This is a genomic window from Mesorhizobium sp. M2D.F.Ca.ET.226.01.1.1, assembly GCF_004022705.2.
In the GTDB taxonomy this organism is placed as follows: Bacteria; Pseudomonadota; Alphaproteobacteria; order Rhizobiales; family Rhizobiaceae; genus Mesorhizobium.
Genome location: NZ_RZOY02000004.1, coordinates 38,934 through 52,389, shown reverse-complemented (window position 1 = coordinate 52,389; position 13,456 = coordinate 38,934). Strand labels below are relative to the sequence as shown.

Annotated in this window: 16 protein-coding genes; 8 read left to right on the top strand and 8 right to left on the bottom strand. The window is 64.7% G+C overall.

The genetic code is table 11. The annotated features are described in order from the left end of the window. The first annotated feature begins 82 nt into the window (after positions 1-82). Together EN869_RS10400 and EN869_RS10395 are read left to right on the top strand one after the other, a co-directional pair. Positions 83-745: a sensor histidine kinase gene (locus tag EN869_RS10400; RefSeq protein WP_245489662.1), complete on the top strand. Its 663-nt coding sequence runs from the start codon at positions 83-85 to the stop codon at positions 743-745. Between the two features lie 299 nt (positions 746-1,044). Next, complete coding sequence (locus tag EN869_RS10395; RefSeq protein WP_245489661.1) at positions 1,045-1,668, top strand: response regulator transcription factor; 624 nt, start codon at positions 1,045-1,047, stop codon at positions 1,666-1,668. Between the two features lie 112 nt (positions 1,669-1,780). Here the strand turns inward: EN869_RS10395 and EN869_RS10390 are convergent, their stop codons facing one another. After that, on the bottom strand, positions 1,781-2,626 hold the full coding sequence (locus EN869_RS10390; RefSeq protein ID WP_127226842.1) for an LOG family protein: 846 nt from the start codon (positions 2,624-2,626) through the stop codon (positions 1,781-1,783). 144 nt (positions 2,627-2,770) lie between these two features. Here EN869_RS10390 and dapD point away from each other — a divergent pair, with 144 nt between their 5' ends. The 3 genes from dapD to EN869_RS10375 are packed head-to-tail and all read left to right on the top strand — an operon-like array spanning position 2,771 to position 4,724. After that, a complete protein-coding gene (gene dapD, locus EN869_RS10385) occupies positions 2,771-3,625 on the top strand; it encodes a 2,3,4,5-tetrahydropyridine-2,6-dicarboxylate N-succinyltransferase (protein ID WP_127226843.1) in 855 nt (284 codons plus the stop codon). A gap of 24 nt (positions 3,626-3,649) precedes the next feature. Then, complete coding sequence (locus tag EN869_RS10380; protein ID WP_167498684.1) at positions 3,650-4,021, top strand: DUF805 domain-containing protein; 372 nt, start codon at positions 3,650-3,652, stop codon at positions 4,019-4,021. 7 nt (positions 4,022-4,028) lie between these two features. Then, on the top strand, positions 4,029-4,724 hold the full coding sequence (locus tag EN869_RS10375; RefSeq protein WP_127226845.1) for a hypothetical protein: 696 nt from the start codon (positions 4,029-4,031) through the stop codon (positions 4,722-4,724). Here the strand turns inward: EN869_RS10375 and EN869_RS10370 are convergent. Then, on the bottom strand, positions 4,705-5,733 hold the full coding sequence (locus EN869_RS10370) for a 2-dehydropantoate 2-reductase (protein WP_127226846.1): 1,029 nt from the start codon (positions 5,731-5,733) through the stop codon (positions 4,705-4,707). The two genes, EN869_RS10375 and EN869_RS10370, sit on opposite strands and share 20 nt — an antisense overlap. Positions 5,734-5,849: 116 nt before the next feature. On the opposite strand from EN869_RS10370, the gene dapE reads away from it, so the two are divergent. Both dapE and EN869_RS10360 read left to right on the top strand, forming a co-directional pair. Beyond that, positions 5,850-7,049, top strand: a complete 1,200-nt coding sequence (gene dapE, locus EN869_RS10365) for a succinyl-diaminopimelate desuccinylase (protein ID WP_127226847.1) — start codon at positions 5,850-5,852, stop codon at positions 7,047-7,049. Positions 7,050-7,051: 2 nt separating this feature from the next. Further along, positions 7,052-7,657, top strand: coding sequence for a transporter (locus EN869_RS10360; RefSeq protein WP_127226914.1), 606 nt, complete (start codon positions 7,052-7,054; stop codon positions 7,655-7,657). On the opposite strand, the gene truA is transcribed toward EN869_RS10360, so the two are convergent. From truA to def, 4 genes are read right to left on the bottom strand one after another with little or no spacing between them, the layout of a single operon-like run. Continuing rightward, positions 7,654-8,445, bottom strand: coding sequence for a tRNA pseudouridine(38-40) synthase TruA (truA, locus tag EN869_RS10355; protein ID WP_127226848.1), 792 nt, complete (start codon positions 8,443-8,445; stop codon positions 7,654-7,656). The two genes, EN869_RS10360 and truA, sit on opposite strands and share 4 nt — an antisense overlap. A 24-nt stretch (positions 8,446-8,469) precedes the next feature. Next, complete coding sequence (locus EN869_RS10350) at positions 8,470-8,976, bottom strand: N-acetyltransferase (RefSeq protein ID WP_127226849.1); 507 nt, start codon at positions 8,974-8,976, stop codon at positions 8,470-8,472. Continuing rightward, entirely contained in the window at positions 8,973-9,908 is a 936-nt protein-coding gene (gene fmt / locus EN869_RS10345) for a methionyl-tRNA formyltransferase (RefSeq protein ID WP_127226850.1), read from the bottom strand. Before fmt ends, EN869_RS10350 begins: the two co-directional genes overlap by 4 nt. 58 nt (positions 9,909-9,966) lie before the next feature. Next, positions 9,967-10,497 (bottom strand): peptide deformylase, encoded by a 531-nt coding sequence (gene def / locus EN869_RS10340; RefSeq protein WP_127226851.1) that lies wholly within the window; start codon positions 10,495-10,497, stop codon positions 9,967-9,969. Positions 10,498-10,601: 104 nt separating this feature from the next. Between def and EN869_RS10335 the strand changes: the two genes are divergently transcribed. Beyond that, positions 10,602-11,855, top strand: a complete 1,254-nt coding sequence (locus EN869_RS10335; protein WP_127226852.1) for a DNA recombination protein RmuC — start codon at positions 10,602-10,604, stop codon at positions 11,853-11,855. Between the two features lie 30 nt (positions 11,856-11,885). Here EN869_RS10335 and EN869_RS10330 read toward each other — a convergent pair whose 3' ends face one another. Together EN869_RS10330 and EN869_RS10325 are read right to left on the bottom strand one after the other, a co-directional pair. Beyond that, positions 11,886-12,290 carry a GFA family protein gene (locus EN869_RS10330; RefSeq protein ID WP_127226853.1) on the bottom strand — a complete coding sequence of 135 codons (405 nt, stop codon included), beginning with the start codon at positions 12,288-12,290 and terminating at the stop codon, positions 11,886-11,888. Between the two features lie 36 nt (positions 12,291-12,326). Then, positions 12,327-13,286 (bottom strand): cation diffusion facilitator family transporter, encoded by a 960-nt coding sequence (locus EN869_RS10325; RefSeq protein WP_127226854.1) that lies wholly within the window; start codon positions 13,284-13,286, stop codon positions 12,327-12,329. Positions 13,287-13,456 lie beyond the last annotated feature (170 nt).

Here is a 13,456-nt window from a genome sequence, read left to right as displayed (position 1 = left end):
TTCATGCCTTTTCTCGCCGACCCGCAGGTGGCTTGCGACCCCCGCGGCGGCAATGGGAAGAGAAAGGTTGATGTGGGTGGGTATGACTGCTGGCAAGGACGACAAGGCCCTGCGCCGTCGGCTGGCGCGGCGTTTGATTGCCGCACAGGAAGAGCAGCGCCTGCGCCTGTCGCGCGAGCTGCATGACGATCTGGGCCAGATGCTGGCCAGCATCGCGCTCGAATTGCACATCGTTCGCGCCGATTCGCATGAGATGGACACGCGTCTCGCGCGCGCCGCCATGCTTGTCGACCGGCTTAGCGCCCGGGTGCATGACGCCGCCTGGAGCCTTAGACCCGCGGATCTCGATCGTCTCGGCCTGCGAGCCTCGGTCGAGGACCTGGCCAGCGTGCTTTGCGGCCAGCTCGGCATTCAATGCGAGATGGACCTCGAAGCCCTTTCAAGCCCGCTGCCCGCCGAAGTCGCGCTCACGCTTTACCGGATTGCGCAGGAGGCTCTCACCAATATCGGCAAACATGCCGCGCCGAGCCGCGTAAGCGTCACGGCGCATATCCAGGACGATCGGATGCGCCTGACGATCGAGGACGATGGCCGCGGCTTCGATGGCGGCGCCGAGCCCGGTCCGGGCCATCTGGGGCTTGCCGGAATGAGAGAGCGCCTTGCGCTGGTGGGCGGCAAATTGTCGGTTGAGACCGCCAAGGGCAAGGGGACCACCCTCTATGCCGATGCGCCGCTCGCCGGCTGAAAGACAGTTTTCGCACGATCAATGTGATCAAGCCGGAAATGACTTCTTCCGTAAACGTAAGGTTACGTGAAGCGCCGCACATCCCGGACTTTAGTCCCAGCTTATAGTCCGGGCATCAGGGGTTAGGCGGGGGATGGCTTTACCCGCAGCGGCCGCCTCGCGGCTTGCCGAGACAGACGGGCGTCCCGCATGAGGCGGGGCAGTTGCCTAGACCATCAAGAACAAGAGGGCCTCTTCCAGGTGAAGGGCTCTTTCATCGACTGATGGAGGTTTTAAAGGTGTGCTGCAGGCGGATATTTGTGGTCGATGACCACCCGATCATCCTTTCCGGGGTCGGCGCGATGATCAACAGCCAGGCCGATCTGACGATCGTCGGGCTTGCCGGGAATGCCGACGACGCCCTCGAAGGGATCGGCAAGGTGCTGCCCGATGTCGCCGTGGTCGACATATCGCTCCCGGGCGTCAACGGAGTAACGCTGATCGAGCGGCTCGGCGAGCGCTTTCCCGAGGTCAGCTGCATAGCGCTGACGGCGCATGAGGACCCCGGCTGCCTGCGCCAGGTGCTTGCGGCCGGCGGGCGCGGCTTCGTGGTCAAGCGGTCGACCGCTACGGATCTGCTGCAGGCAATCCGTTGCGTGCTGGCCGGCGACAACTATGTCGATCCGGCGCTTGCGGCGCGCCTGCTCAGCCCGCGCAGCGCCCCACAGGGCGATCCCGGCAATCTCAGCGAACGGGAGCGGTCGGTCATCCAGCTGGTGGCGCTCGGCTACAGCAACAAGGAAATCTCGTCCCGGCTCAACCTCAGCATAAAGACGATCGAGACCTATCGCACCAGGGCGACCGAGAAGCTCGAGCTCCGCTCACGGGCGGCCATCGTGCGCTTCGCGCACTCGAATGGCTGGCTGGTCGAGCTGCCGGTATAAGCGGACCGAGCCGGGATGCCGTCCCGAATAGAGGAATTGAAGAACTGGAGAACAGACGAACGATCCGGACGTCCTTTTTCCTCAATTCTTCAGTTCTTCAATTCATCAGTTCCTAATCCCCCAACTTGTAGAAGCGGCGGATGATCTCCCAGGCTTCCTCGGCGGTGTCGACGAAATCGATGATGTCCTGATCGCCGGGCGAGATTGTGCCCTGCTCTGCGAGGAAATCGAGATCGATCGCCCTTTGCCAGAACGCCTTGCCGAACAGGATCACCGGCACGCGCTCCATGCGCCCCGTCTGGATCAGCGTCAGCGTCTCGAAGAACTCGTCCATGGTGCCGAAGCCGCCCGGAAACACCGCGACCGCCTTCGCCCGCATGACGAAATGCATCTTGCGGATGGCGAAGTAGTGGAAGTTGAAGCAGAGCTCCGGCGTGACATAGGCGTTGGGCGCCTGCTCGTGCGGCAGCACGATGTTCAAGCCGATCGACGGCGCGCCGACATCGTCGGCGCCGCGGTTGCCCGCCTCCATGACGCCGGGCCCGCCGCCGGTGACGACGACATACTCGCGATAGTAGGAGGTGGCCGACTGCCGCGAGCACAGACGGGCGAATTTGCGCGCTTCCTCGTAATATTTGCTGTTCGCCTCGAGGTTCTTCTTCTGCGTCTCGTTCTTGGCCGCCCAGGCCTCGCCGCCGGGTTCCGGCAGGCGGGCGCCACCGAACAGGATCACGGTCGAGCGGATGCCGCGTTCGGCCAGGATCATTTCCGGCTTCAAAAGCTCTAGCTGCAGCCGTACTGCGCGCAGTTCGCGCCGCGTCATGAAGTCGGGATCGTTCCAGGCCAGCCGGTAGGTTTCGGCGCGTGTCTGCGGGGTATCCGGCACGCTTTTCGAGCGTTCCAGGTCCTCGTCCGAATGCGGCAGTGGCGTCCAGCCCGCCTTTTCCATGGGAGTCATCGAATCCACCCGTCCAATTCCCTTACTTGCGCCGTCCCGTGACGCTGGCGCGATTGACCCTCATTAAGCCTTAACATAGGGTCCGCGCGACTTTTAAACAGGTTAAGGCGTAGCCCCTTAACAGCTTGGTAATGGAGCGAAATCATGTCGAAGCCTGATCTGGCGAGCCTCGAAAAGACCATCGAAAAGGCCTTCGAGGAGCGCGACACGATTTCGACCGCGACGCGCGGCGAGACGCGCGAGGCCATCCAGGCGGCGCTCGACCTGCTCGATCGCGGCGTCGCTCGCGTCGCCGAGCGCCAGGATGACGGCAAGTGGCAGGTCAACCAGTGGCTGAAGAAGGCGGTGCTGCTCTCCTTCCGGCTGAATCCCATGGAGATCATCAAGGGTGGCCCCGGCCAGGCGGTGTGGTGGGACAAGGTGCCGTCGAAGTTCGACGGCTGGGGCGCGGTCGACTTCGAGAAGGCCGGCTTCCGCGCCGTGCCGTCCTCCATCGTGCGCCGCTCGGCCTATGTCGCGCCGGGCGCCGTGCTGATGCCGTCCTTCGTCAATGTCGGCGCCTATGTCGATTCGGGCACCATGGTCGATACCTGGGCTTCGGTCGGCTCCTGCGCCCAGATCGGCAAGAACGTGCATCTTTCCGGCGGCGTCGGCATTGGCGGCGTGCTGGAACCGATGCAGGCCGGCCCGACCATCATCGAGGACAATTGCTTCATCGGCGCGCGCTCCGAAGTGGTCGAAGGCTGCATCGTGCGCGAAGGCTCGGTGCTCGGCATGGGCGTGTTCATCGGGCAGTCGACCAAGATCGTCGACCGTTCCACCGGCGAGGTTTTCTATGGCGAGGTGCCGCCGAATTCGGTGGTTGTCGCCGGATCGCTGCCGGGCAAGCCGCTGCCCAATGGCGAACCGGGCCCGAGCCTCTACTGCGCCGTGATCGTCAAGCGCGTGGACGCCAAGACCCGGTCCAAGACCTCGATCAACGAATTGCTGCGCGATTGATCCTCCACAACGGAGCGGATCCGATTGTCTGAAAGATCGCAATTCCTCTGGCTGTTCTTCAGCCTTTCAGGGCGACTGAGCCCGGTCGCCTATGCGCTGGCTGGCGTTCTGCTGGTGCTTGTCCAGTTTTTTCCGTTCTACCAGTTCGCGCGGGTGGAGCTGAATTCCTCCGCCAGCCAGAACTGGGCGATGATATGCTGGGGCGTGCTGCTGATCTCGGCCTGGGCCACGTTCGCGGTGACGGCGAAACGCTTCCATGATTTCGGCAAGCCGACCTATTTTGCGCTGATCTCGCTGGTTATCGGCCCTATTCTGCTCGTCATCCTCGCGTGTTTCCGTAGCGACCCGGGGCCGAACCGATACGGCAGGCGCACCAACGCGCCAGGCGATTCCTGAGGCCGCGATGCGCTACCGCGCGCTCGATCCGCAACTGATCATCGAAACGGCCGAAAGGCTGGAGGGGCGGATCGGCGAGCGTTTTCCGGAAGCAGGCCTGCGCGGCGTCGCGGGCGAGCTGGTGTCGCTGTCGCGGGACCTGGCCAAGGCCGCCAAGGCATTGGAGGCGCCGATCTGGTGGCTGCGCGGCGTCATCATCGCCGCCTTCGCCGCCGGCGTGGCGGTGTTCCTGTTTGTCGGCACCATCCTGCCGCTCGACCGCATCTCCGGCGCCGACGACGCCGTGCAGTCGATGCAAGGCATCGAGGCGACGATCAACACCGTCATCCTCGCCGTGCTCGGTTTGCTGGCGCTGGTGCGCACCGAGGAGCGGATCAAACGCAAGAAGGTGTTCCGCCAGCTGCACGGGCTGCGCTCGCTGATTCATGTCATCGACATGCATCAACTGACCAAGGATCCGGCGGCGCTGTCGGCCGACTTCAAGCCGACCGCGCATTCGCCGCAGCGCATCACCAACGCCGCCGACCTTGCGCGCTACCTCGACTATTGCTCGGAGATGCTGTCGATCACCGGCAAGGTCGCGGCGCTGTTCGCGCAGTCGGTCAATGACGATGTGGTCATCGACGGGGTCAACGACATCGAGAACCTGAGCTCCAACCTGTCGCGCAAGATCTGGCAGAAGATCACGCTGATCGAGCGCTGACCGCTTCCGGTCTGAGACCAGGCGGACCGCGCTTTTCCGCTTCGGCCTGACGCACCAGCGCCGTGACACGTTCGTTGACCGGCGTCGGCACGCCGGTTTGCCTGGCCAGGCGAATGACGGCGCCCTGCAATTCGTCGATCTCGGTCGGACGGCCGCGTTTGAGATCGTCCCACATCGACGAGCGCGCTTCGGGGTCGATCGCCAGCATGCGGCGCGCGAGAAGCCCGAACAGCCAGTCGGGGAGCCGCAGCACTTTCGGCAGCAGCGCCGGCGGCAGGCTGGCGATGCGCGCCGGCACTATGCCCGACGCGTTCATCGCGGCGAGCGCCTCGTCGATCTGGGCGGCCTGGATGACGCGCCAACGGCGATCGGCCAGTTGCCTCGCCAGCGGCAGGTCGGAGAGCGCAACCAGCGCATTGTTGAGGTTCATCAGCAGTTTGCTCCACTGCACCGCCTTCATGTCGGCGCGCGCTTCGACAGGAAGCCCGTCGACATCGAGCAGGTCGGCAAGGCCATCGACGCCCTGGTCGATCATCACCTCGCCCTGGCTGGCGCGATGCACGCGAAACGGTGCTTCGCCGTCGGGCGATTGGACGACGTTGAACATCACCATGCCGGTCAGCACCCGCCGGCCGGGAAGCCCGGCGCGCAACCTGTCGGCATTGTCGACGCCGTTCTGAAGGCTGACCACAACCGCATCCGGGCGTCCGTTGGCAGCAATCAGTCCGGCCATCTCCTCGGTTGCGCCGCCCTTCACCGTCACCAGGACGACGTCTGCCTCGCGCAAAGCGATCGCCGGATCGTCGGTGGCCGAAATCGCTTTCGCCTCGACACGGCGGTCGCGGCCGTCGAGATCGCTGACGCGCAACCCGCTTTGGCGCATGGCCTCGACGACGCGGCCGCGGCCGAGGAAGACAACCTTGCGTCCGGCGAGCGCCAGGCAACCGCCGACATAGCAGCCGATGCTGCCGGCGCCGGCAATCGCGATGGTGCTTGCTTCGCTGGCCATGCATTCGTCCCCGCTTGGCCCGCAACTATACCTGGTGAAAACCATATTGTCGGCGGCATCACCGGCGATCATCTGCCACCGTGACACGACAAACACTTTCGACTATCGCTTTGCCCATGACATTGCCTACGGACCCCGCCCAGAACCTCGCCGCCCTGATCCGCTGCCCTTCCGTAACGCCCGCCGAAGGCGGCGCGCTCGCCGCACTGGAGGGTATGCTGAGGCCACTCGGCTTCTCGGTCGAACGTCCAGTCTTCTCGGAAGACGGCACGCCGGACATCGAAAACCTCTATGCGCGGCGCTCGGGCAACGGCCCGCATTTGATGTTTGCCGGCCATACCGACGTCGTACCGGTGGGCGACGAGTCGGCATGGACGCATCCGCCTTTCGCCGCCGAGATCGCCGATGGCCAGATGTATGGCCGCGGCGCCGTGGACATGAAGGGCGGCATTGCCTGCTTCGTCGCTGCCGTAGCGCGCCATGTCGCGAAAAATGGCGGGCCGAAAGGTTCGGTCTCCCTGCTCATCACCGGCGACGAGGAAGGTCCGGCCATCAACGGCACCACCAAGCTGCTCGACTGGGCGGTGGCCAAGGGCGAGAAGTGGGACGCCTCGATCGTCGGCGAACCGACCAATCCGGATGCGCTCGGCGACATGATCAAGATCGGCCGGCGCGGCTCGCTGTCGGGCAGCGTGACCGTGAATGGACGCCAGGGCCATGCCGCCTATCCGCAGCTTGCCGACAACCCGGTGCGCGGGCTGATGAGCCTCGTCGACGCGCTGCTGCATCCGGTGTTCGACAAGGGAACCAGGGATTTCCAGCCGACCAATCTCGAAGTGACGTCAATCGACGTCGGCAACCCGGCGACCAACGTGATACCGGCCAAGGCGACCGCCACCTTCAACATCCGCTTCAACGACACGTGGACCGCCGAAACGGTCCAGGCCGAGATCCACAACCGGCTCGACCAGGCCGCCCGGCGCAAAAAATACCGGCCGGGCAAGAAGACGCCGGTCGACTACGATCTTGTCTGGCGCGACCGGCCGAGCCATGTCTTCCTCACCCGCGACGACAAGCTGATCGACACGCTGAGCAGCTCGGTCAAGGCGGTGGTCGGCAAGACGCCGGCGCTCTCCACCTCCGGCGGCACGTCGGACGCGCGCTTCATCAAGGATTATTGCCCGGTGGTCGAGTTCGGGCTGGTCGGCAAGACCATGCATATGGTGGACGAGCGCGTCGCGCTTGCCGACCTCGAGACGCTGACGCAAATCTACGAACGCTTCATCGAAGACTGGTTCGGACGGGGCCTTTCGTGACCATGCTATCGGCGGACGAAACCTATGCTTCGCTGGCCGGAGCCTGGCGGCTGATGTTCGGCAAGGCCGACGGGCTGCGGCTGCTCGACCTTTCGGCGGACGGTTTCTGGAATTCCTTCTTTGCCATTGTCGTGGCGGCGCCGGCGCTGATCGTCGGCTGGGTCGGGATCGCCAATGAGATCGGCGACCCCGATGCCTTCGCCGGGCGCCTCGGCATGCTGATCAGGCTGGCGACGGTCGATCTCGGCTCCTGGGTGCTGCCGCTGGTGGCGCTGGCGCTGGTCGCGCCGCGCGCCGGCATCGGCGGCCGTTTCGTCCATTATGTGGTCGCGTCCAACTGGGCCTCGGCGATCATCGCCTGGCTCATGCTGCCCTCGGCGCTGCTCAGGCTCTTCCTGCCCCCCACCAGCGACGTCAACAGCCTTGTGTCGTTGTTCCTGTTCGCGCTGTCGATGGTGCTGACCTGGCGCATGACCAATGCATCGATCGGCAAGGGTGCCGCCGTAGGCACCGCCGTCTTTGTCGGCATGTTCGTTGCTTCGCTGCTCGTCCTGTTCGGCCTGCAGGCACTGCTCGGCATCGACTTCCCTGATGGCATGAAGGGCTAGGTCGTGGTGTCGTCGCCCGTGGCGGTTGCCTCTTGTGTCGACGCCGCATAATCTACGCCGACGAGGAAGAGCCCGTCGGGCGGGGCAACCTGGCCGCAGGCGGCGCGATCGCGCGCTTCGAGCGCCGCCTTGAGATCGACTGCGCCCCAGGAGCCGTCGCCGATACGGCGCAAGGAGCCGACCATCGAGCGCACCTGGTTGTGGAGGAAGGAGCGCGCCGAGGTCCGCACCTCGATGAAATCGCCATTGCGGTGGACATCGAGGCGGTCAAGTGTGCGGACCGGGTTTTCGGCCTGGCACTGGGTGGAGCGGAAGGTGGTGAAGTCATGTTTGCCGAGCAGCACTTTCGCCGCCTCATGCATGGCCTCGGCGTCGAGCCGCTTCGGCACCCACCAGACCTTGCCCTTTTCCAGCGCCGAGGGCGCCCGGCGGTTGAGTATCCGGTAGAGGTAGTGGCGGCCGGTGGCGGAAAAGCGCGCGTCGAAGCCGTCGGCGACGACTCCCGCCTTGAGGATGGCGACACGCGCCCCGGCCGCTTGCAAATGGGCGTTCACGGCGTCGCGCACCTTGTCGCCAGGCCAGTCCCTGGCGAGGTCGACATGGGCGACCTGCGCGGTGGCGTGCACGCCGGCATCGGTGCGGCCGGCGGCACGTATTCTTACGTCTTCACCGCAAAACTTCTCGATCGCCTGCTCGATCGCCTGCTGCACCGAGGGCTGGTCGGCCTGATGCTGCCAACCGGCGAACTGGCTGCCGTCATATTCGATATCGAGCCGAAAACGCGGCATGCCAGCTTGTGCTTTCGCCCTGGCCTAGGCGGCTAAAGCGGTGAAGGCGGAAGCGTAGACCAGTCTGCCGGTCTCGGGCGCGTCGCCCCAGGCCAGAGCCTGCAGCGCCTCGCCCTGATACTCGCTCTCGAACTTTGCGGCTCGGTCATGGGTGTAGCCGAAGCGGCCGTAATAGACCGGATCGCCCAGAACAACGCCCAGCGTCTCGCCCGCTTCCTTGAGGCGGACATGCGCCTCACGGATCAGCGCGCCGCCGATGCCGGTGCCATGGAAGGAGGGTTCGACCGCCAGCGGCGCCAGCGCGACGGCCGCGAAACGCTTGCCGCCATTCTGCACGTAAAGCCTGGAAAACAGGATGTGGCCGACGACCTGGCCGTCTTCTTCAGCCACCAGCTCGACGACGGCGTCGCCGCCGGTGACCAGCGCGTCGACCAGGCCGGCTTCCGCCTGCTGGCCAAAGGCATGCTCTTCGACGAGGCGGATGGCCTCGCGATCCCGCGGCGTCGCCGCGCGTATCGACATCATGCTCATGTCAGTTTCGTTCCTTTTTCGATCTTGGCTCCGCGCAAGAACTCCTGCGCGGCGGCAGGCTTTCCGCCCGCCCGTTGAACTTCGACCAGTCTGACCGCGCCCGACCCGCAGGCGACCGTCAGCCGGTCATCGAGAATTCCTCCCGACTCGCCGACGCCATCCGAGAGCGTCGAGCGAAGCAGTTTCAGCCGCTCCATGCGGCCGCCAATTTCGACCTCGCACCACGCGCCCGGGAAGGGCGAGAGGCCGCGAATGTGATTGTGGACTTCGCCAGAAGGCCGCGTCCAGTCTACGCGTGTCTCCGATTTATCGATCTTTCGGGCGTAGGTCACCCCTTCCGTCGCCTGCGGGGTAAATGTCAGACAATTTATCCCCAACTGCGCGAGCGCCCGCACCATCAGCGAAGCGCCTTCAGCCATCAGGCGGTCATGCAATTCGCCGGCCGTCATATCGGGTGCGATGGCCACTTTTTCAACCAATGCCACCGGCCCGGTGTCCAAACCTTCTTCCATCTTCATGATTATCATGCCGGTTTCGGCATCACCGGCCATGATGGCGCGTTGAATGGGAGCAGCACCACGCCAGCGTGGCAAAAGCGAGGCATGGCCGTTGAGGCAGCCGAGCCTTGTCGCCTCCAGGACCGCTTTCGGCAGCAGCAGGCCGTAAGCGACGACGACCGCGACATCGGCCCGCAAGGCGGCGAAAGCCTGCTGTTCGGCCTCACTTTTCAACGATGCCGGCGTGCGCACCTCGAGCCCCAGCCGCTCGGCCTCGCGCTGCACCGGCGAGGGCGTCAGCTCCAGCCCGCGCCGGCCGGCGGCGCGCGGCGGCTGCGTGTAAACGGCCACGATCTCGTGGCCGGCCTCGGCGATGGCGCGCAAGGTCGGCACGGAAAAATCCGGCGTGCCCATGAAGATGACGCGAAGCGGCATGAGGTCCTGCGATCCTGTTTTGCGGTAGGCTCAGGTGCTCGCGCGGCCGAAACGGCCCTTAGCCCACCATCTTGCCCGGCGCCTTGTCCTTGGCGAGCTTCTTGAATTTCCGCACCACCATGTCGCGCTTCAGCTTCGAAATGTGGTCGATGAACAGCACGCCGTTGAGATGGTCGATCTCGTGCTGCAGGCAGGTGGCCATCAGGCCTTCCGCCTGCAACTCCTGCAATTTGCCGTCGCGGTCGAGATATTTTACCCGCACCGAAGCCGGGCGCTCGACCTCGGCATAATAGTCGGGGATCGAGAGGCAGCCTTCCTCATAGACCGAACGCTGGTCGGAACTCTCGAGCACTTCCGGATTGATGAAGACATGCGGCTGAGGCTCCTCCCCTTCCTTGGCGAGATCGATGACCAGAAGCCGTCGCGGCTCGCCGACCTGGATCGCCGCAAGGCCGATGCCCGGCGCGTCATACATGGTCTCCAGCATATCGTCGGCGAGCTTGCGCAGGTCGGCGTCGACGCGCTCCACCGGCTTGGAAACCTGGCGCAGGATGGGATCGGGAAGGATGATGAGCGGCTTGATCGACATGGCGTCTCACCTAAGACCTCGCTTGAGAAGCGTCAACCGGTGCGCAATTGCCCTGTTCACGTTTTGATCTGTGCCACGCGGCCGAATCGGTTATGCTGCCTTCCATGAACGACATGACCTCCATCCTTTCGCAACCCATTGCGCGGCTCGGCGCCACCACGATCACGCTCGGCCAGGCGCTGAGTTTCGGCGCATTGCTGCTGGTGGCGCTGTTTGTGGCGCTGGCCGTCGCCTTGTGGCGGGCGGGCAAGGCGCGGGCGATTGCCGCGGCCGAGGCCGCGGACCATGCCCGTGACACCGAGGCGCGCATTGCCGACGTCCTGCAGGCGCAGGCCGAGATGCATGGGCGCATGGGCGCGATCGCCGAGGTGTTCGGCGCCAGGCAGGCGGAGCTTACACAGTCGCTGGGGCAGCGGCTCGACGCCATGACCGGCCGTCTCGGCCAGACCATGGCCGAGCAGACCAAGTCGACGCATGAAAGCCTGGCCAAGCTGCAGGAGCGGCTGGCGGTGATCGACACCGCGCAAGGCAACATCCAGTCTTTGGCCGGCCAGGTCGTGCAGTTGCAGGCGATCCTCTCCAACAAGCAGACGCGGGGCGCCTTCGGCCAGTCGCGCATGGAAGCGATCATCGCCGACGGCCTGCCGCACGGCGCCTATGAATTCCAGGCCAGCCTCTCCAACGGCAGCCGGCCCGACTGCCTGGTGCGGATGCCGAACGGCGCGCCGATGCTGGCCATCGACGCGAAATTCCCACTGGAAGCCTGGAACGCCATCCGCGCCGCCGAAGGCGCCGACATGCAGAAGGTGGCGGCGCAGGCGTTCCGGCGCGACATCGAGGTGCATATCCGCGATATCGCGGAAAAATACCTGTTGCAGGGCGAGACGCAGGACACCGCCTTCATGTTCGTGCCGTCTGAATCGGTGTTCGCCGAGATCCACGAGAATTTCGAGGCGGTGGTGCAGAAGGCTCATCGCGCTCGCGTCGTCATCGTCTCGCCCTCGCTCCTGATGCTGTCGATCCAGGTGATCCAGGCGATCCTCAAGGATGCCCGCATGCGCGAGCAGGCGCATCTGATCCAGGGCGAGGTCATCCGGCTGATGGAGGATGTGGCCAGGGTTGACGAGCGGGTGCGCCGGCTGCAGACGCATTTCGGCCAGGCGGCGAAGGACATCGACGACATTCTGGTCTCGACGTCGAAGGTCACCAAGCGCGGCCAGAAGATCGAGGCGCTGGAGTTCGCCGAGGGCGAAACCGAGACGCCGCGCGGCGGTCCCGTTAAGGCGGAAGCCGGCGCGCGGGTGGCCGATTCAAAGACGGGACAGCTCAGGCTGCGGGTCGTCGAGGGCGACGAGTAGGTCCTTGCCCATCGGCCGATTCGGCAGATCCTACTGCTCCTCGATCGTCGTCATGCCTTCAAATTCCGGTAGCCAATGCAACGCCGAGCGGTGCCAGACCTGTCTTCTCGGAACGAGATCCTCACGCTGGCGCGCTGTGCCGACCCTGATGCCATAAATTTTGGGCCCATCGCCGACTGACGTCGCATAGAGATGCGATCCGCACTCACCACAAAAACCCTGCGCTCGTTTGGCGCCGCTCGACCCTGTCTTGATGTAGACCTTGGGTGTCCCGCTGGTGATCCTGTAGTCGCTTTCCGGCGCCGGAACGGTTACGCGAAAGGCCGTGCCGGTCAGTTGCTGGCAGTCGGTGCAGTGGCAGATCGAGGTCTTTTCCGGATCGACCTCCGCCTCATAGGTGATCGCGCCGCAATGGCATCCGCCGTCGATCTTCATAGGCTGTGCTCCTCACAAACTTCGCTCCCGTTCAACCTAACTCTCGTCCGAAGCCTCGGCCATGGCCTTGCGCCGCCGCTCCCATGTGCCAGTGGCCTGCGGCTTGACGAAGAGCCTGGAGATTTGCGGCATCTCCTTTTTCAGCCGTGCCTCCAGCCGCTCGACGCAGGCTTCGATCTCGGGCGCGGTGAGGTGATCCTCGAATTCGATGCTCAAGCCAGCAACGATCTCCTCCGGACCGACATGGACGCTCAATATGCCGTTCGCCCGCTGCACCGCCGGGTCCTGCTGGACGATCGCCAGAACCTTCTTCTGGACCTCGGGCGACGCCGGTTCACCCAGAAGCAGGCCCTTGCTTTCGCGCGCCAGGAAAACCGCCGTCGCCCCCAGAATGACTGAAATGCCGAGAGAGCCGACGCCGTCGAGCTCCGGCCTTTCCAGGAGTTGCGCCGACAGGATGCCGGCGAAGGCGACGACAAGGCCAAGCAGCGCGGCGCTATCCTCGAACAGCACGGTGTAGATGCTCGGATCCTTGCTCGACTGCACGGCCTCGAACCAGCCCTGCTTGCCCTTCTGCTGGCGGAACTCCCTCAGCGCCACCAGCCATGAGCTGCCCTCGAACAGGAACGAAAGGCCGAGCACGATGTAATTGACCCTGGCGTTGACGACAGGTTCGGGCGCCATGATGTGGATGACGCCTTCATAGAAGGAAATGCCGGCGCCGAGCGCGAACACCAGAAGCGCGACGATGAAACTCCAGAAATAGAGCTCGCGCCCGTGACCGAGCGGATGTGCGCGGTCAGGTGGCCGCGCGGCACGGTGCATGCCGTAGAGGAGCAGCGTGCCATTGCCGGTGTCGACCAGCGAATGCACACCTTCCGACAGCATGGCGGACGAGCCGGTGAAGGCTGCCGCCACGAATTTGGTGACCGCGATCGCCAGATTGCCGGCGAGCGCGGCGTAGATCACCCGTCTCGATCCGCTATGTCCTGCCATGCGATCCCCGGCTTGCCCCGCGCGCGAGCTTAGCGGCCCGCCCGGCTAAGCTCTACAGACAATGCGCCAGTCCGTGCGAGGTTTCGAACTGGCGTCGCGGCCGCAAAATCGGTTGACAGCCGGCCGGCCGGCTTAGCAAAGCCGCACTGGCTCTTGCAGTCCGTCATTTC